Source organism: Pseudomonas sp. PS01298 (assembly GCF_029959745.1).
GTDB classification, from domain to species: Bacteria; Pseudomonadota; Gammaproteobacteria; order Pseudomonadales; family Pseudomonadaceae; genus Aquipseudomonas; species Aquipseudomonas aylmerensis.
In genome coordinates this window covers 1-18,396 of sequence record NZ_JASCPP010000117.1, presented here as the reverse complement: position 1 = coordinate 18,396, position 18,396 = coordinate 1, and the positions used below count along the sequence as shown (strand labels likewise).

Below are 18,396 nucleotides of genomic sequence, written 5' to 3'. Positions count from 1 at the left end.
GCGGCCCACGGATTCAAGCCGGAGTGAGGGCACACCGAGCCTAGGCGAGGTGCCGAGTGTTGGGGCAAGAGCGTTTTGGTTACTTTTGCGCTGTTCAAAAGTGACCCGCTGTAAGAGCGGAACCATAGGCGGCCATCCCCCCAATAACGGATATACCTCACCTCTACAAAAGCACCACCTCCGCCCCCCCCACCCGAGCACTAAGCAAATAACTCCGATACAACCCAGCATACGCCCCCTCCTGAGCAATAAGCCCCGCATGCGGCCCCAGCTCCACCACCTGCCCATGCCGGATCACCGCGATCCGGTCCGCATCGCGAATCGTCGCCAATCGATGCGCAATGATGATCGCCGTCCGCCCCTCGCACAGGCGCCGCAACGCCCGCTGAATCCGCCGCTCCGTATGAATATCCACCGCCGAAGTCGCCTCATCCAGCACCAGCACCGCCGGGTCTGCCAGGTACGCACGCACCAGGCACACCAACTGCCGCTGGCCATGACTGAGGTGCGCGCCCAGTGGCCCGACTTCGGTGTGGTACTGGTGGGGCAGGCGCTCCAGCACTTCATCGGCACCGAGCTCGCGGGCGGCGGCGATCAGCGTGGCGTCGTCAGCCTGGGGCGCGGCCAGGCGCAGGTTGTCGAGGATGCTGCCGCTGAACAGCACGTTGTCCTGCAGCACCACGCCGACGTGACGGCGCAGGGTGTGTTGCGCCAGATCGCGCACGTCAATGCCGTCGAGACGCACCGCGCCCGATTGCACGTCGTAGAAACGCGTCAGCAACTGCACCAGGGTGCTTTTGCCGTGCCCGGACGGACCGACGATCGCCAACACTTCACCGGCCGGAATGTGCAGGTCCAGGCCATTGATCACGGGCGCCTGGCCGTAACTGAAACCGACCTGGTCGAAGTGCACTTCGCCGCGAGCCCGTTCCAGCGTATGCGGCGTGGCACGGTCGATGATCTGCGGCGTGGTGTCGAGCAGCAGGAAAATCCGCTGCGCCGAGGCCGAGCCGGTGGCGTAGCGCTCAAACAGGTCGGACAGCTCCTGCAGCGGCCCGAGGAACAAAAACACGTAGAACAGGCTTTCGGCGACCTGGCCCACACTCACTTCGCCCGCCGCCAGTCCGTAGGCGCCCACCAGCAGCAACAGCGCGATGCCTGCCGAGCTGAGCAGCGCGGTAAACGGCGCAAACCACGACGAGCGCAGGCTGCCGCGAATCAGCGCCTGGTTGAAGTCATCCAGCAGCCCGCGATAGCGCCGCAGGTTGGGGGCTTCTTGCGCGCATTGCTGCAACAGGCGCGCGCCGCTGACGCTTTCCACCAGGTGCGCGGTGAAGCGGCTGCGGTTCTCCGCGACCTTGGCCCAGTTGCGCTGCGAGATGCGCTTGAAACTCCACGTGGCCAACACCAGCAGCGGCACCGTCGCCACCAGGCTGAGGAAAAACCGGGGGTCGATACGCCACAGCATCACCGACGCCAGGCCGCAGCGCAGCAGGGCGCCGAGCAGTTCCGGCGGGCCCTGGATCACCAGCGGCTCCAGCGCGTCGACATCGCGGTCGACCCGCGAAATGATGCGCCCGGCGCGCGTCTGGTCGAAGTAACTCACGCTCAGGCCCTGCACGTGTGCGAACACCTGCACGCGCAACGCGTTCAGCACCCGGATCGCCGCGCCGCCGGCGACGAACTGCGAGACCCCGGCCAACAGGAAGCGCGCCAGCCAACTGGCTGCCAGGCCAAGGCCGAGCCACAGCACCAGGCGCTCATCCAGCAGCCAATGGTCAGCCTGCTGGATCAGCCCGCGGTCGAGCAGTTCGCGCACAAACCAGGGGCGCAGGAACACCGTGATCACCAGCACAATTTCAATGCCGATCACCGCGGCGATCTGGCGTCGGATTGGCCGCAGCAATGGCAGCAGCCGCTTGAACATGCTGCGATCGAGGGCCTTCTTCGCGAGCATTTCTTCGATTTCGATATCGCTCAAGGCTTTGCCTGGCAGCGGGTTAGCCATGGTCGATCCCCAGCAGGTCACGGTAGTGCGCGTTGGTTGATTGCAGGTCGGTGTGGCGGCCCATGGCAGTGATTCTGCCGTCGGCCAGCATCAACACGCGGTCGGCCAGCAAAATGGTCGAGAGCTTGCTGGAGATCACCAGCACCGTGGTGCCACGCAGTTGCCGCAGGTTCTGCAACACCTGGCGCTCGCTGATGGCGTCGAGCGCGCTGGTGGCGTCGTCCAGGCATAGAATGTCGGGGGTGCCCAACAGCGCGCGGGCCAGGCACAGGCGTTGGCGCTGGCCGCCGGACAAGGTCACGCCCCGGTCGCCCAGGGGTGTATCCAGGCCTTGGGGCAGACGCTGCACGATGTCGTCGGCGGCGGCTCTGTGCAGCGCATCGCGCAGCTGGGCGTCGGTGGCGCTGGGCGCGGTCAGGCGCAGGTTGGCGGCGAGGGTGCCGGCGAACAGGAAACTTTCCTGCGGCACCACATGCACGCGCTGGCGCAGCGGGCCGAGTTGCAGCTCGCGAATGTCCTGCCAGCCGCTGGCGTCCGAGCCGAGCAATACGCGCCCGGCAGTCACGTCGCTCAGGCGCGGCAACAAGCTGGCGAGCAGGCTTTTGCCGGTGCCGGTGGCGCCGACCAATGCGACGATTTCACCCGGCTGGATGCTCAACGAACACGCCTGCAAAATGTCCCGACCGCCGCCCGGTGCCGTCACGCTGACGTGCTCCAACTTGAGCCCCAGCGGCGTGGCGGGCAGGGTGGCAGTACCACTGCGGATAGCGGCGGGTGCGTCGAGCAATTGCCAGATGCGCTCGGCACTGGCGCGGGCATCGGCGAAGGTCTGCATCACCCGGCCGATCCCTTCGATGCGAAACACCAGGGTGGTGGCGATCAACAGTGAGGTCACCAGTTCGCCAATGCTCAGTTGCCCGGTGGCGACCAGGTGCGCGCCGTACACCAGGATCCACACATGCCCCAATGCAACCACGGCCTGGGGCAGTGGAATGCGCGAGCTGGAATACGCCAACGCCTGGCGCGCGAGGCCGGCGAACACCGCCACCTGGTCGGCGAAGCCCTGGATACGTCGCTGCTCCAGCGCAAATGACTTGATCACGCGCACACCGCCAATGCCTTCGCTCAGGTCCTGGTTGACGCGGTCGTAGGCGCTGCCGACCGCCCGATCCAGGCCCACCAGGCGCTCGGTCTGGCGCACGAAAATCCACAGCCCGGTGACCGTCAGCAACAACGGCACCAGCCCCAGCAGCGGGTTGTACCAGCTGAGCAGGCCGACCGTGGCGAGTACCACCAGCGGCGTTTCCACCAGTTGGCGCCAGAAAGTGATCAGCGCGTCGCGGACCTTGTCGGCGTCGCGGGTCGTGCGCGTGATCATCTCGCCCATGCCGTGCTGCCAGTGGTAGCCCAGGTGCAGGCTTTGCACCTGGGCGAGGATGCGTTCGCGCAGGCGCGTCAGCAGTTCCTGGCTGATCACCAGCGAGAGCACGCTGGCGATGTACTGCAGCACGCCACGGCCGAGGGCCACGGCGAGCATCAGCCCCAGCCAGTACCAGCCGAGGCCGGCCTCCAGGCGGCCATCCGCAAGGCGCACCACCGCGCGGCCGGCACTGACATCATTGACGGCATGCCCGATCAGCCATTGCTGCCAGACCAGCCCCAGGTTGATCGCCACGTACAGCGCCGCGACCAGGCTGAATCGCCAGGGCATTTCCCGGTAGATCGCCAGGCTGCGTAAAAGAGGGTGTTGTTCAATCATGAAAAGCTCATAGACATAAACGGGGGATACCGGACCTTGCAGGAGCCCGGCTTGCCGGCGATGGCGCCCTCAAAGACGCCATCGCGGCAGGGTTTTATTTACGGGTGGCGCCCTGGGTTTCCTTGGCATTCAGGATCGCGGTGTATTCGCCTGGGTCCACGTCGTTGAGGTAGTAGTTGCCCACGTGGTGCAGGCGCCAGCGGATCGGGTCGTGGGTGGTGTGCACGCGGGCGTTGCGCCAGAAGCGGTCCAGGTTCCACTTGCTCAGCGAGGCGCTGGCGCCCAGCAGCGAGAAGATATCGCTGGAGATCTTCAGCGAGGCACTGTCGGAATGCGCGCGGGCGGTGGCGACCGACAGGATCAATTCGTCCTGCAGTTCCTTGTTCTCCGGGTCTTGCTCATGGGCATCGAACACGCGTGCGGCGTCGCGCAGCAGCGATTCGGCAGCCCGCAGCGCGACGGCGTATTCACCGATCTGCTTGATGATGTGCGGCTCTTCATTGGCGTGGTCGACGCCACTTTCCACCCACGGCCGCGCGTGGTGCTTGAGGTAGTCGACGGCAGCAGACAAGGCGCCGGCGGCGATGCCGGTGTCGATGGCCGCGTGGAGGATTTGCGGGAAGGTCAGCCCGGTGCGTTTCATCGGGCCTTTGCGGCGCGAGACGTAATCTTCGTCCAGCACGATATTGTCGAAATTCACCGTGCCGCTGACCGAGTTTTTCTGGCCAAAGGCGGCCCAGTCATCCACCAGCGTGAGGCCCGCTGCGTTGCGGTTGAGCAGGACACCGGCGCCGCCGTCGTCCGAGGCGGCGGTGAGCGAGATCCATTCGGCGAGGTAGGAGCCGGTGGAGTAGAATTTGCTGCCATTGAGTACCAGGGCGCCGTCCTCACGGCGTTCGACGCGGGTCTTCAGGGCGAATTTGTTCTTGCCGCCGACCTCGGCCAGGGCGTTGCCGAAGCGTTTGCCAGCCAACACATCGCTGACCAGCCTATCCCGCACTGCATCCGGGTAGCCGTTGAAAATCCCGCGCAGCATCACGTTGTGGATCTGCAAGAGTTGGCCGACGCCGCCATCGGCTACCGAGATAATCCGCACGGTCTCGACGATGGTCTGCACGCAAGCCCCCAGCCCGCCAAAGGCCTTCGGCACGCCGATGGCGGTGATGCCGCTTTCGGATAACAGCTGTGCCTGGCGCCACGGCAGTTGGCCGTTCTGCTCAGGGTCGGCGGCGATGGCGGCGATCTCCACCGCGATGTCCTTGGCTGCGGCGATGGCCTCGGCTTCGCTGTGCAGTTGGCGTACAGGCGCCTGTTCAAACGTAGTCATGCATTCATCCTTCTGTTTGGGTTCGCTTCCCCAGGGGTTGCGGTGTTGGCAGGGGCTTGAGCAAGTTCCAAGCCAATGTGAAAAGCCCCACCGTGTGGGGGCTGCGCGGGCGGGGCTGCTGCTGGGGCAGCAGTGCTCGCAGGCGACTGCTGGCGCAGCAGCAGTGCTGTTGGCAGGTCAGCAGTCGCGTGGCCGGGTTCGTCGCGACAGCCCTGTAAACCCTGGCCCGCGTCGATTGGCACGGCCTCTGCAATACCTCCTCCACTGACTTGCCCAATTCAATGGAGCTGCCCATGACCCTTTCCGCTGTCCTGCCCACGCCTGAGCTTGAGCAGATCTGGTTTACCCGCTGCCCGGTGCCGACCGCCTCCGGCATCGCCTACAAGCTGGGGTGGTTGACCGAAGAGTTCGCGCCGGATGGTTTGCCGGTGTCGACGTTGCAGGAGGCTCGCCAACTGGGCCGTCATCATTACGATCACGACCTGCCAGGGCTGTTTCGCGAAGGCGGTAACGTGCCGGCCCTGGCGGCTCGCGCTGCCGGCGCACCGAGCCGCCTGATCGGCCTGACCTGGATCGAGGAATGGCAGACCATCCTGGTTCGCCCGGACTCCGGCATCAGCCGCCCCGAGCATCTCAAAGGCAAGCGCCTGGCCCTGCCGGCCTGGGGCGACAGCCGCCCTGGCAGCATTGCACGCGCCATGAGCCTGCACGGCTACAAGGGCGCATTGAGCCTGGCCGGCCTCGGCTTTGACGATGTCGAACTGGTGGAAGTGGCCTTGCAGGACCAGGAGCAGGCGCCGGATCCACAACAAGGCTTGCAACGCCTGTGGTCGGGCCTGGATTACCTGGTGCGTGGCGAGGTGGATGCGGTGTACGTCAAGGGCGCCTCGGCGGCCGACGCCGCACGGCGCCTGGGGCTGGTGGTGGGGATCGACCTGGACCTGATCGCCGAGCCGCGCTATCGCATCAATAACGGCACGCCACGGCCAATCACCGTGCACCAGAGCCTGCTCGACAACCACTTTGACCTGGTGGTGCGCTTCCTGGCGCAGACGCTCAGTGCGGCGGATTGGGCGGCGAACAACCGCGATGGCCTGAACGCGATTCTCGAAGAAGAAACCCGCGCCGGCAGTGCCGGTGTGGCCGAGGCTTATCGCGGTGATTTCCATACCACCCTGGCCCCGGATTTGTCGGCCCAGCGCCTGGATTTCCTCGGCGTCCAAAAAGATTTCCTGTACCTGCACGGCTTCCTGGAGCGCGATTTCTCGATCGCCGACTGGGTCGATCCGCGCCCCCTGCAAGCTGCCCATGAACTGTTGGCCAAGCGCCGCGCCTGAACCTGGAGAATGCCCCATGACTGCCATTGCTCACGCTCAACCCCTCGATCAAGCACTGCAGGCCTTTGTCGACAAGGTGCTGCTGGAGGCCGAAGAGGCTTTCACCGTATTCCGTGAAACCAACACCATCACCGCCAACGGCACCGTCGGTTTCATCGAGCGCGTACCCGGCCAGGAACTGCTGGTGTCGGTGAACTACGGCGGCCCGTGGAACTACCGCAAGCCGCTGCAAGCCACGGTCACCGACTTTGCCGGCAACGTGATTCTCGGCAAAGGCAAAGGTGGCCTGGGCCGCTACACCAAGCTGTTCCAGCAGCACCCGGACGTGACCACCGTGTCCCACGTGCATTCGCCGTACCTCGGCGCCTGGGCACAGACCCACCGCACCTTGCCATTCCACTACGTGCCGGTGCAGCGGTACCAGCTGGCGCGGGAGCTGCCGGTGTACATCGACCGTCGCCAGCAGGAAGTCGACTTCATCCTCGACAAGATCGCCGAAAACCCGTTCAACCTGGCCATCCTCGAGGCCAACGGCGGCTCCACCGTGTGGGGCAAGCAAGGGCTGCGGGCTACCGCCGAATTCATCCTGTTGCTGGAGGAGGGCGCCCAGCTGCAATTGCTCGCCGACGCCCTGGGTGGCTCGCGTCCCTACGGGCCGGGCGTGTTGACCCAGCAGTGGAAAATGAGCGGCCTGTTCGAACACGCCACCGCACTGGGCCTGGTCCCGGCCATCGACCGCAAAAACTGAACACACCCTCATCACGGTGATTGAAACCACCACGCCCCCTGCAGGCGCCGCAAGCCGGCGCCTGCAGGGGACGGTTCCATTCAAGGATGTCTGTCATGGCTGTAAAGATTCTCTGGTACCTCACCACGCCCGATGGGCCTTATCCGTGGGAGCCTGAAGGGCGCTGGAAAACCGACTTCCAACACCTCAAGCAATTGGCGGTCGCGAGTGATCGCCTCGGCTATTACGGCTCGCTGCTGGGCTCCAGCCCGAATGAAAGCCTGGCGGTGGCCGCGTCGTTGATCGACGCCACCGAGCGCCTGCGTTTCCTCGTGGCGCAACACCCAGGCGAGCTGTCGCCGGCGGTGTTGGCCAAATGGGCCTTGACCTTCGACCAATTCTCCAATGGCCGCCTGCTGTTCAACGTGGTCAACGGCAATGACGCCGGCCTGGCCACGTTGGGCGTGCATTACGCGCATGACGAGCGTTACGCCTTCAGCCTTGAATACTGGCGCGCGTTCCAGGGCTTCTACGCCGGTGATACGCGTGGCTATGAAGGTGAGTACGTCAAGCTCGCCCCGCGTGCGCCGGGCGCCGCCAGCCATCCACTGGGCGGTTGGCACCCGCCGTACCAGAAGCCGGGTATCCCGTTGTGGGGCGCCGGCACGTCGGGGCCGGGGGTCGAGCATTCGGTGCAACTGCTCGATGTGTACCTGAGCTTCGCCAACACCCCGCCGAAACTCGGCGACAAGTTCCGCAAGGTCGCCGCCGAGGCCGCGAAGATCGGCCGCGAACTGACCTTTGGCACGCGCCTGCAAATCATCGTGCGCGAGACCGAGGAAGAAGCCTGGGCCCACGCGGAAAAACTGCTGCAGCGCACCTCGCTGCAGACCGCACGCAATGCGCTTGAGCGCCAGTTGCCGGCGGGGGTGAGCCTGGAGGATTTTCACAGCGACGACCCGCAAACCCAGCGCAATGTCGAGACGGTGCGTGCCGGGCGCCTGCCCACTGCGCGTGAGCTGGAAATCTACCCCAACGTGTGGCTCGGCCCCAGCCTGTTCGGCTTCAACATCCTCGGCCCGGCTGCCAGCACGTATCTGGTGGGCAGTGCCGAGCAGGTCGCCGAGCGCATCCGCGAGTACGAGGCGCAAGGCACCTCGGCATTCATCCTCTCGGGCTTCCCGTTGATCGACGAAGCCCATCGGGTCGCCGATTTGCTGTTCCCGTTGCTGGACCTGGACCACGGCTTTGAAGTGCCGCGCCTGGGCGTCACCCACAAGGCTGTACAGCGCGAAGAGGCTTGAGTGATGAGTGACGGATTTTCCCGCCGGGTGTTTCTCGGCAACAGCCTGGTGGTCGGCGGCGGCCTGCTGCTGGGCGGCTGTGACAGCGGTGCGGCGAGCCAGGGCGCGGCGGTCCTGACGGGTAAGCCGGTGAGTGGCGGACGCCTGCGCATCGGCATTATCGACGGCGACCAGTCGGGCAACCTGGATGCGCATAAACCGGTGGGCGGCGGGATCATCCGTGGCTGGGCGCTGTACAGCAAGTTCTGGGAATGGAACACCGATGTCAGCACGCGCCTGGCCCTGGCCGAGTTCGCCGAGCCGAATGCCGATGCCAGCGCCTGGACCATCCGTATCAAGCCCGGCCTGGAGTTTCACCATGGCAAGACCATTGGTGCCGACGACATGCTGTTTTCGCTGTTGCGCCTGACCGACCCCAAACTGGCTTCACCGTTTGCCGGGTTGGTCGGGGCGATCGATCGCAACGCGCTGCGCAAGCTGGATGAGCGCACCATCGAAATTCGTTTCAAGCAGGGCCAGAGCTTCTTCCCACTCGATGAAACCCTGATCAGCTTTGGCGGCATCGTGCCGACCGACTATGACCCGATCACCAACCCGGTGGGCGCCGGCCCTTACAAGCTCAAGCGCTTCGTGCCCGGCCAGCGCTCGCTGTACACGCGGTTCGAGAACTACTACAAACCCGGCCAGCCGTATGCCGACGAGCTGGAAATCATCGAGTTCAAGGACCAGGTCTCGCGCGTGGCCGCATTGCGCGCCGGGCAGATCGACGTGGCCAGCGGCGTGCAGGCCGAGCACAGCGCGTTGCTCAAGGCCGATTCGCGCCTGTCGCTGTGCGTCTCACCGACGACGTCATTCACCGGTTTCAACCTGAACCTGGCCAAGCCGCCGTTCGACGATGTGCGCGTGCGCCAGGCGTTTCGTCTGCTCGCCGACCGCCAGGAGTTGGTGGACCGTGGTCTCAATGGCTTCGGGCGCATCGCCAACGACCTGTATTCGCCCCATGATCCCACCTACAACCATGCAATTGCCCAGCGCCCGTATGACCTGGAGCAGGCGCGCTCGCTGTTGCGCCAAGCCGGGCAGACTGACCTGCGCGTCGAGCTGACCACCACGCCAGGCCCTGGAGTGAATGCTGCGCTGGTATTCGCCCAGCAAGCGAAAAAGGCCGGTGTGGAGGTGCGTGTCACCCAGGTTGACGGCGCGGTGTTCAATGGCCCGCAGCGCGAGCAATGGCAGGTATCGCCGGGCTCGACCCCGGCGCGCGGTTTTCTGGCCTCGGCCCTGCACAACGACGCGCCGCTGGCGATCTACAACCGCAGCAATTTCCATGACCCACAGTTCGACAGCTTGTATCGCCAGGCCCTGGCCCAGCCCGATCTGGCATTGCGTACCGGCCTGGTGCATGAAGCCCAGCAGATCCAGCACGAACGTGGCGGCCTGCTGATCTGGGGCTTCAGTGATGTGCTCGACGCGGCGTCCGTGAAGGTCGGCGGCCTGAACCCCGAGCAGACCACCTTCGCCTCCTGGCGTTTTGACGAGTTGTGGTTGAACCATGTCTGAGTCGCACTGCAAAACCCCGCGTACGCCGGCCTGGCTGTCGTGGTTCGTCGGGCGCCTGGGCTACGGTTTGCTGACCGCCTGGGTGATCAGCCTGGTGGTGTTTATCGCCACCCAGGCGCTGCCATCGGACCCGGCGCGGGTGATCCTCGGCCCGGATGCGCCGCTGGAAAGTATCCTCACCCTGCAGCACCAACTGGGCCTCGACCAGCCGATCCTGTGGCAATACCTGCGCTGGCTGGGCGCGGCCTTGAGTGGTGATCTTGGCGTGTCGCTGGATTCCAACGCGCCGGTCAGCCACCTCCTGTGGGGCCGTTTCGGCTATACCCTGGCGCTGCTGGCCGGGGTGATCGCACTGGTGGTGCCGGCGGCGCTCGCGTTGGGCGTGGCGCTGGCGTTGCGCCGCGACAGCCGCCTGGATCGCTGGAGCCTGTCGTTGCTGATCTTTCTCAAGGCCACGCCGGGTTTCCTCTTGGCGATTGGCCTGGTGCTGCTGTTTTCCATGCCGCACATGGACTTTCTGCCGGCGGTGTCGATTCTCGACCCGGACCAGTCGCTGCTGCGCCAGCTCAAGTTCCTGATCCTGCCCGTCGTGGCCCTGAGCCTGACCGCGTTGCCCTATCTCACACGCATGGTGCGTGCGGCGATGATCGAGGCGCTGGAGTCCGACTACGTGATCGCGGCGCGGCTGCGCGGCATTCCCTACCGACGCATCGTGTGGTGCCACACGTTGCCCAACGCGCTGGTGCCGGCGATCCAAGGCGTGGCGCTGACCTTGCGCACGCTGATCGGTGGGGCGGTGCTGGCCGAAGTGATCTTCAGTTACCCCGGCATCGGCACCGCACTCAACGCGGCCATCCAGATGCGCGACCTGCCGATGATCCAGGCGATTGTGCTGGTGATCACCCTGGCGGTGGTGCTGATCAATCTGCTGGCCGATCTGTTGACCGTATTGCTCACGCCCAAGCTGCGCACGGCGCGGCGCGTGAGGATGATCCAACGCAACCGCCGGGGCATCACCCCGTGGTGGCGCCGCTCCCGAGGTGAGGCATGAACGAGCCGCAAATTCGCAAAGGTGCACTGATCACCGCGCTGGTGATCGCGATTGCCGTGCTGGGCCCGTGGCTGGCGCCCCATGGCACCACCGACATGGTCGGCCCGGTGTACGGCGCGCCGATGGGCAGCGCATGGCTGGGCTATGACTTCCTCGGGCACGACGTGCTGTCGCGTCTGCTCAGCGGCGGTATGTCGGTGCTGTGGATGTCGGTGGCGGCGGCGAGTATCGCGCTGGCGGTGGGCAGTACGCTGGGGTTGTTGGCCGGGCTCTCGCGGCGACGTCTGGACCAGTTGATCACGTGGTCGGCGGATGTGTCCCTGGCGTTTCCCGACCTGATCCTGGTGCTGCTGATCGTGTCGATGCTGGGTCGCGCGCCGTGGCTGATTGTCTTGACCGTGTCCATCGCGTTCATTCCCGGCGTCATCCGCCTGGCGCGGGCCAGTGCGGTGGCGGTGGCGGGGCAGGAGTTTGTCGAGGCGGCGCAGATGATGGGGTATTCGCGGCGGCGCATTCTGTTCAAGGAGATCCTGCCGAACATCCTCACGCCGCTGCTGGTGCACTTCGGCAACATGCTGACCTGGGGCGTGGGCATGCTCTCGGGCTTGAGTTTTCTCGGCTACGGGGTCGCGCCGCCCACGGCGGACTGGGGCCTGATGATCAATGAAAACCAGGCAGGCCTGCTGGTACAGCCCTGGGCGGTGTTGGCCCCGGCGGTACTGATCGGGGTGTTTGCCTACGGTACCAATATCCTCGCCGAAGGCATCGGCCGGCGCAGCGCACGGATGGGAGAGAAACAGGCATGAACGCGATCACTGAAATCGACACGGCGGTGTTGCAGGTGCACGACCTGCGGGTGGAATTGTCGGCGCAGGTGGATGTGGTGTCGGGCATTTCGTTCAGCCTGAACGCGGGCGAAATCCTCGGGCTGGTGGGGGAATCGGGGTCGGGCAAGACCACCCTGGCCACCGCTTTGCTCGCCCACGCCCGACGCGGTGCGCGCATCGTCGCGGGCCAGGTGCAGGTCGACGGCCAGGCGTTGTTGAGCCTGGAGGGCGAGGCCTTGCGCCGGGCGCGTGGCAGCCTGATCGGTTACGTCGCCCAGGACCCTGCCACGGCGCTGAACCCGGCCCTGCGCATTGGCAACCTGTTGCGCGAGACGTTGGCGGTGCATCCGCTGCAACTGGACCGCGCTGCCCAGCAGCAACGCATCAGCGAGACCCTGCGCGATGTCGGCCTGCCGGACGATCCCGAGTTTCTGCGACGCTTTCCTCATCAATTGTCCGGTGGCCAGCAGCAGCGCGTGATGCTGGCGCTGGCCTTTGTGCTGCGCCCGCGCCTGATCGTGCTGGATGAGCCGACCACCGCACTGGATGTCAGCACCCAGGCGCATATCCTCGCGACCTTGCGCCGCTTGTGCAAAAGCCAGGGGGTGGCAGCGGTGTATGTGTCCCATGACTTGGCGGTGATCAAGGACCTGGTGGACCGGGTAATGGTGATGTACGCCGGGCGCATCGTCGAGACGGCCACGCGCGAGGTGCTGTTTCGCCGGCCATCGCACCCGTATACCCGCGGCTTGCTGGCGGCGATCCCGGATGTGGCCGGTCGGCGTGAACTGCAAGCCATCGCCGGGCAGGCCCCGGCGCCGGGGCAACGGCCGCAGGGGTGCAGCTTCGGGCCACGTTGTGACCGGTTTACTTCGGCCTGCGCGGTGGCCGAGCCGCCGCTCCAGGTGCTGCCAGCCGGGCACGCAGTGGCGTGCCTGAATGCGCATGACCAGCCGTTGCAGGTACGTGGGTTGACCCCGATTGCGGCGCTCACGGCGCAGACGCAGGCGCCGTTGTTGTCGATCAGCGGCTTGAACGTCGCCTATGACCGGCAGGTGTTGTTCGACATCACGTTGCAGGTGCAGCCGGGTGAATGCCTGGCGCTGGTGGGTGAGTCCGGCTCGGGCAAGACCAGCCTGGCGCGGGCCGTCGCCGGGCTTGGCGAGAATGCCGAAGGGCAGTTGAGCTACGCCGGCCGGCCTTTGCCGCTGCAGGCGCGCCAGCGCGACGCGGGCTTGCGCCACCAGATCCAATACATTTTCCAGAACCCGTACCGTGCGCTGAACCCACGGCAAACCGTGTACCAGACCTTGAGCGCGCCGCTGGAGCACTTCTTCGCGATCAAAGGCGCGGCGGCGCGCCAGCGGGTCGAGGCGGTGCTCCAGCGCGTGTCGCTGTCGGCGTCGGTGGCCGACCTGTACCCTCACAGCCTGTCGGGCGGCGAACGCCAGCGCGTGGCCATCGCCCGAGCCCTGTTGTGCGAACCGCGGCTGCTGATCTGCGACGAAATCACCTCGGCGCTGGACGTGTCGGTGCAAGCCTCGATCCTCGACCTGCTGCGCCAGTTGCAGCGTGAAGGCTTGACGTTGCTGTTCGTGACACACGACCTGGGCGTAGTCCGCGCAATCGCCGACCGGGTGCTGGTCTTGAAAGTCGGCAGAGTGGTGGAGCAGGGCGCAGTCGACAGCGTCCTGGACCAGCCGCAGGCGGCGTATACCCGCACGTTACTGGAGCATTCGCCGACGCTGGGGTGACCCGACTTCGATCCATGCATGGGCGCTGGATCAGTGCTGAATCCCCCCCAGACACAGGCGCTCTCCTGTGGGAGCCGTCGAGCCCCAGCGAGGCCGCGAAGGCGGTGTGTCAGTTGATGCATCAGGTGCCTGACACACCGCTTTCGCAGGCAAGCCAGCTCCCACAGTTGGGCGGTGTCGTGGCTGAAATTCCAACCCCATAGCGAAACCCGGTGCTTGCTCAAATTCCAGCCACAGAGCGAAACCCGTGGTGGCTCCAATTCCAGCCACATAGCGGATCCTGTGGTGGCTCCAATCCCAGTCACATAGCGGATCCTGTGGTGGCTCCAATCCTAGCCACACAGCACACCTCCCTGTGGGAGCCGTCGAGCTTTAGCGAGGCCGCGAAGGCGGTATGTCAGTTGATGCATCAGGTGCCTGATACACCGCTTTCGCAGGCAAGCCAGCTCCCACAGTTGGGCGGTGTAGTGGCTGAAATTCCAACCCCATAGCGCAACCCGGCACTTGCTCAAATCCCAGCCACAGAGCGAAACCCGTGGTGGCTCCAATCCCAGCCACTCAGCACCCCTCCCTGTGGGAGCCGTCGAGCCCCAGCGAGGCCGCGAAGGGGGTGTGTCAGTTGATGCATCAGGTGCCTGACACACCGTTTTCGCAGGCAAGCCAGCTCCCACAGTTGGGCGGTGTAGTGGCTGAAAATTCCAACCCCATAGCGAAACCCGGTGCTTGCTCAAATTCCAACCCCATAGCGAAACCCGTGGTGGCTCCAATCCCAGCCACACAGCCCCCTCCCTGTGAGAGCCGTCGAGCTTCAGCGAGGCCGCGAAAGCGGTATGTCAGTTGATGCATCAGGTGCCTGACACACCGCTTTCGCAGGCAAGCCAGCTCCTACAGTTGGGCGGTGTCGTGGCTGAAATTCCAACCACATACAGCTCCCCCAAGGGTCCTAGTTCAATCCTTTCCTGCGCTGCGCTTCCTCCCGCACCGCCGGAATGATCCACCGCCCGTAATCCACGGTGTCATACAATGGGTCGTAGCCTCGGTTGAGGAAGGTCGTCACGCCCAAGTCGACATAATCCAGCAATGCCTGGGCCACGGTTTCCGGGGTGCCGACCAGTGCGGTGGTGTCGCCGTAGGCGCCGACGGCCGTGGCGGTGGGCATCCACAGCGCGCGGTCGTGGCGGTCGCCCAGGGCGGCGGCGGCCAGCAGGCGTTCCGAGCCGGTGCCCTTGATGCGTTTCTGCCACGGGCTGCCGGCCGCAAACTGCGGGTTGGCCTTGATCTGCTGCAGGATCTGCTCGGCGCGTTGCCAGGCCAGTTCCTCCGTGGCTCCAAGGATCAAGCGCACCGACAGACTCACCCGCGGCGCGGCAACCCCGGCCGCCGATGCAGCGGCCTTGAGCTTGGCAATCTGCTCTGCCACGCCACTCAACGGCTCGCCCCACAGCGCATACAAATCCGCATGCTTGACCGCGATCTGATAGGCGATGTCCGAAGACCCGCCGAACGAAATCGGGATGTGTGGCTGCTGCAGCGGCTTGACCGGTGAAAACGCGCCCTTGATGTTGAAGTATTGGCCCTCGAAATCGAACGGCTCCTCGGCGGTCCAGGTGCGCCGCACGATCTCCAGGTATTCATCGGTGCGTTTGTAGCGCTCGGTCTTGTCCAGCAGGAAGTCGCCTTCCTGCGGCTCGGCGGTGATGCCGGTAATCGCGTGCAGGCGGATGCGTCCGCCGCCGGTGGTGTGATCCAGCGTGGCAAAGGCGCGTGCGGCGACCGTCGGCGCGGTGAGGCCTGGGCGGTGGGCGATCATGAAACCCAGGCGCTCGGTGTGGGCCGCCGCATAGGCGGCGATCTGCAGGCTGTCGGCGCTGCCGGGACCGCTGGCGATCAGCACGCGGTCAAAGCCCGCGTGCTCGTGGGCGCGGGCATGGTGGCGGATGAAGTCGAGGTCGAAATCCGGGCTGCGAACGCCACGGGTTTCGGACCATTGGCGCGGGAAAATCATGCCGACAAATTCAATGGACATGGAAGGCTCCGGTGGTGGATCAGAATTGATAGTCGACCTGGGCCAGCAAGGTGCGGCCAGGCATGGGTTGTAAAAAGGTGTTGGTGGAACCGGCCAGGCCGCTGACGAAGTTCAGCTCGTTGGTCAGGTTCAATACGCGCAACGTGGTGCTCCACTGCGGCTGGCGGTAGTACAGGGCGAGGTCGAGGTTGTATTCGTCGGGGATCTTTACCGTCTTGCTCAGGTTCAGGTACCAGCTGCTGGTCCACCAGCCGGAGAGTTCGGCACCGAAGCCCGAATCGAAGCGATAGTCCACGTAGCCACTGGCGGTGTACTCGGGAATCTGCACCGCGTCGTAGCGCCCGGATGGCCGCTGGTTGAGGCTGTTGTTATCGCCAAACACCGTGCCGTTGTCGGCAATGAACCCGGCGGAGGCGAAGCCGGCCTGGGAGGTGAACTCGTTGTAGGCACTCAGCTTGGACAGGTTCAGGCCGCTGCGCAGATGGTCATCGGGTTGATAGCGCACGGTGGCTTCCACGCCCTTGATCTGCAGGCGCGCGATGTTGTTATTGCTGTCGGGGGACTGGTCACGGGCCTGCTTGAACGCGGCCAGGGTCATGAACAGCTGGTTGGGCAGCGCCTCGACCTTCACCCCGACTTCATGCAGCACGCTCAGGCTCTGAAACGCCAGTGGGTTGAGCTGGTTGGCACCGGTGCCGCTGCCCCAGCCCAGGCCGTTGGAGAAGAACCCGGTGTTGACCGCCAGCGAGCGATCAAAGGTGTAGTACAGCGTGGTGTTCTCGGTCGGTTTCACATAGGGGCTGACCTGGAAGGCGAAGAGCCGATAGTTGTCGCTGTCCTTGCGCTTGTTACCGCCTGCGAGCACGAACGGGTTGTCGATCTCGGCGTCGATCCAGCTGCGACTGGCGCCGATGTTCAGGCCCAAATAATCACCGAACTTGAGGTTGTGCTGGCTGAACAGGGTCTGGGTGGACCAGGTGCTTTCAGCGGTGTAGGGCGCCACGGATTCCGCATACAGCCCGTGCCCGGCCGGGTACATCGCCGCCAGGTTGAGCCAGCCGTAATAGTTGGAGTACTGCGGCACGCCGGGCTGGCCGATCCACGCGCCATTGCCGCCGGCCGGGTTGCTGGCGTCGAGGCCGAGCAGGTCGCCGGGGTTCTTGCCCGAGGGATTTTGCGTCAAGTCATAAGCGTTGATGGTCGAGCCGAAGCTGTTGTTGGCGGCAATCGACTGGTTGAATTCGCGGCGGTAGATCAGGCCGGTATTGCTCTCGTCGCGCAGGGTCCAGCCACCGAGTTGGGTTTCATTGCGCGAGCGGAATTCGAAACGGTTGTCGAAAATGTTGTCTTTGGATTGCACCTGGAACGCGCCGACGGCATCGGTGATGTCCCTGGAACGCTGGTAGAACGTGCTGTTGGCCACAGTGATGGTCGGCGACAGGTCAGCCTCGATACGCAATTGCGTGGTAAAGCGCCGCGAGCTGCTTTCGTCTTCCTTGCGTTGCCCGACCTGGGACGACAGCGACTGCTCGCCATTGCCGGCCAGCGTCGGGTCATACACCCAGCCGCGCAGGCTGCCGGGGCTGGCCTGGGTGTTGGGCGAGGCGGTCTGGAAGCTGCCGTCGACCACGCTGTATTGGCCCTGGGCATTGCGCTGGCGCTGCACCCAGCCAACGGTCGGTGCGTCGGCGGCGCCGGAGGCCAGCACGGGTGACCACAGGGTATTGCCGTTCTGGAAAATCGGCGTGGCCCGGCCGGCGTAGTACTTGCCGTGATCCACCAGGTCCTGGGTCGCGCGGTTCCAGCCGTGGGTGATGTTGTAGTCGTAGTAGTTGTCGTAGCTGGCGTTCCAGTCCACACGCACGTTGTCGTTGCGCCAGGCCAGCGCGCCGTAGAATGCGTCGAAGTTGTTGTCGACGTTGTCGTAGAAATCCTGCTGGCGCTGCTTGGTGATGCTCACGCGGTACGCCAGGTTGTCACTCAGCGGGCCGGTGTTGTCGATGCTGAACTTGTTGGAGCTGCGCGAGGTGCCGTCCGGAACCCACGAACCCAGTTCGCCGCTGAGCTTGGTCTTGAACTCGGTGAAGTTGGGCTTCTTGCTCAGGTAGTTGACATAGCCGCCGCTGCCGGACACCGACCCGTAGGTGACCGAGGACGGGCCGGCGACGATATCCGCGCTTTCATAGGCGTTGAAGTTTGCCGGGTGACGCACGCCATAGGCGCGCTGGCCATCCTGGAAGATTTCCGAGCCCTGGGCCCGGAACTGCGGGGCGATCCCGGCGTTCTGGCCGCCGCCGCGGGTAATCCCGGGCGCGTATTTGACCAGGTCGTCGGCACTGTGGATCGAGCCGTTGGCCAATTGCTCGGCATTCACCTGCACCACCGAGCGCGGGGTGTCGAGCACACTGGCTTCAATACCGCCGTACACCGAGGTCGGTGGGCGAGTGGGCAGGGCGTCGTCATCCGACTCGCTGCTACTGGCCTGCACCGTCACGGTCTGCAGTTGAGTATCAGCGGCAAAGACCTGCAGCGGCAGGCTTGCGGCCAGCAGCAGGGGTAAACGCAAGGCGATAGCGTGCATGGCAGAAATGCCTCCTGTCGAAAATTGGATCAATGCGGTGTGCCCTTGCAGGCGTCCGGCTTGCCGGCGATGAGGGCTTCGCGCCTGGCTTCGGCCTGACGGTCGTCCTCGCCGGCAAGCCGGCGCCTACACGGT

The 18,396-nt window shown here is 65.0% G+C and carries 12 protein-coding genes; 7 read left to right on the top strand and 5 right to left on the bottom strand.

The window, feature by feature from the left end; genetic code table 11:
* Positions 1-163: 163 nt before the first annotated feature.
* The 3 genes from QMX97_RS27320 to QMX97_RS27310 form a co-directional block, all read right to left on the bottom strand.
* Positions 164-2,008, bottom strand: coding sequence for an ABC transporter ATP-binding protein (locus tag QMX97_RS27320; protein ID WP_282397932.1), 1,845 nt, complete (start codon positions 2,006-2,008; stop codon positions 164-166).
* Positions 2,001-3,767 (bottom strand): ABC transporter ATP-binding protein, encoded by a 1,767-nt coding sequence (locus QMX97_RS27315; RefSeq protein WP_282397931.1) that lies wholly within the window; start codon positions 3,765-3,767, stop codon positions 2,001-2,003. The genes QMX97_RS27320 and QMX97_RS27315 overlap by 8 nt, the downstream gene beginning before the upstream one ends.
* 94 nt (positions 3,768-3,861) lie before the next feature.
* Positions 3,862-5,094, bottom strand: a complete 1,233-nt coding sequence (locus tag QMX97_RS27310) for an acyl-CoA dehydrogenase family protein (RefSeq protein ID WP_282397930.1) — start codon at positions 5,092-5,094, stop codon at positions 3,862-3,864.
* 293 nt (positions 5,095-5,387) lie between these two features.
* Between QMX97_RS27310 and QMX97_RS27305 the strand changes: the two genes are divergently transcribed.
* The 7 genes from QMX97_RS27305 (at position 5,388) to QMX97_RS27275 (ending at position 13,654) form a co-directional block, all read left to right on the top strand.
* On the top strand, positions 5,388-6,431 hold the full coding sequence (locus QMX97_RS27305; RefSeq protein WP_106804067.1) for an ABC transporter substrate-binding protein: 1,044 nt from the start codon (positions 5,388-5,390) through the stop codon (positions 6,429-6,431).
* Positions 6,432-6,447: 16 nt separating this feature from the next.
* Positions 6,448-7,179 (top strand): class II aldolase/adducin family protein, encoded by a 732-nt coding sequence (locus QMX97_RS27300; RefSeq protein WP_065901227.1) that lies wholly within the window; start codon positions 6,448-6,450, stop codon positions 7,177-7,179.
* 95 nt (positions 7,180-7,274) lie between these two features.
* Positions 7,275-8,462: an LLM class flavin-dependent oxidoreductase gene (locus QMX97_RS27295; protein ID WP_282397929.1), complete on the top strand. Its 1,188-nt coding sequence runs from the start codon at positions 7,275-7,277 to the stop codon at positions 8,460-8,462.
* A 3-nt stretch (positions 8,463-8,465) separates the two neighbouring features.
* Complete coding sequence (locus QMX97_RS27290) at positions 8,466-10,022, top strand: ABC transporter substrate-binding protein (RefSeq protein ID WP_106804064.1); 1,557 nt, start codon at positions 8,466-8,468, stop codon at positions 10,020-10,022.
* Complete coding sequence (locus QMX97_RS27285; protein ID WP_201144243.1) at positions 10,015-11,073, top strand: ABC transporter permease; 1,059 nt, start codon at positions 10,015-10,017, stop codon at positions 11,071-11,073. Before QMX97_RS27290 ends, QMX97_RS27285 begins: the two co-directional genes overlap by 8 nt.
* On the top strand, positions 11,070-11,879 hold the full coding sequence (locus tag QMX97_RS27280; RefSeq protein ID WP_282397928.1) for an ABC transporter permease: 810 nt from the start codon (positions 11,070-11,072) through the stop codon (positions 11,877-11,879). Before QMX97_RS27285 ends, QMX97_RS27280 begins: the two co-directional genes overlap by 4 nt.
* Positions 11,876-13,654, top strand: coding sequence for an ABC transporter ATP-binding protein (locus QMX97_RS27275; RefSeq protein WP_120448467.1), 1,779 nt, complete (start codon positions 11,876-11,878; stop codon positions 13,652-13,654). Before QMX97_RS27280 ends, QMX97_RS27275 begins: the two co-directional genes overlap by 4 nt.
* Positions 13,655-14,597: 943 nt before the next feature.
* Here the strand turns inward: QMX97_RS27275 and QMX97_RS27270 are convergent.
* Positions 14,598-15,680: an LLM class flavin-dependent oxidoreductase gene (locus tag QMX97_RS27270; RefSeq protein WP_065901239.1), complete on the bottom strand. Its 1,083-nt coding sequence runs from the start codon at positions 15,678-15,680 to the stop codon at positions 14,598-14,600.
* 19 nt (positions 15,681-15,699) lie between these two features.
* Positions 15,700-18,261, bottom strand: coding sequence for a TonB-dependent receptor plug domain-containing protein (locus QMX97_RS27265; protein ID WP_282397927.1), 2,562 nt, complete (start codon positions 18,259-18,261; stop codon positions 15,700-15,702).
* Positions 18,262-18,396 lie beyond the last annotated feature (135 nt).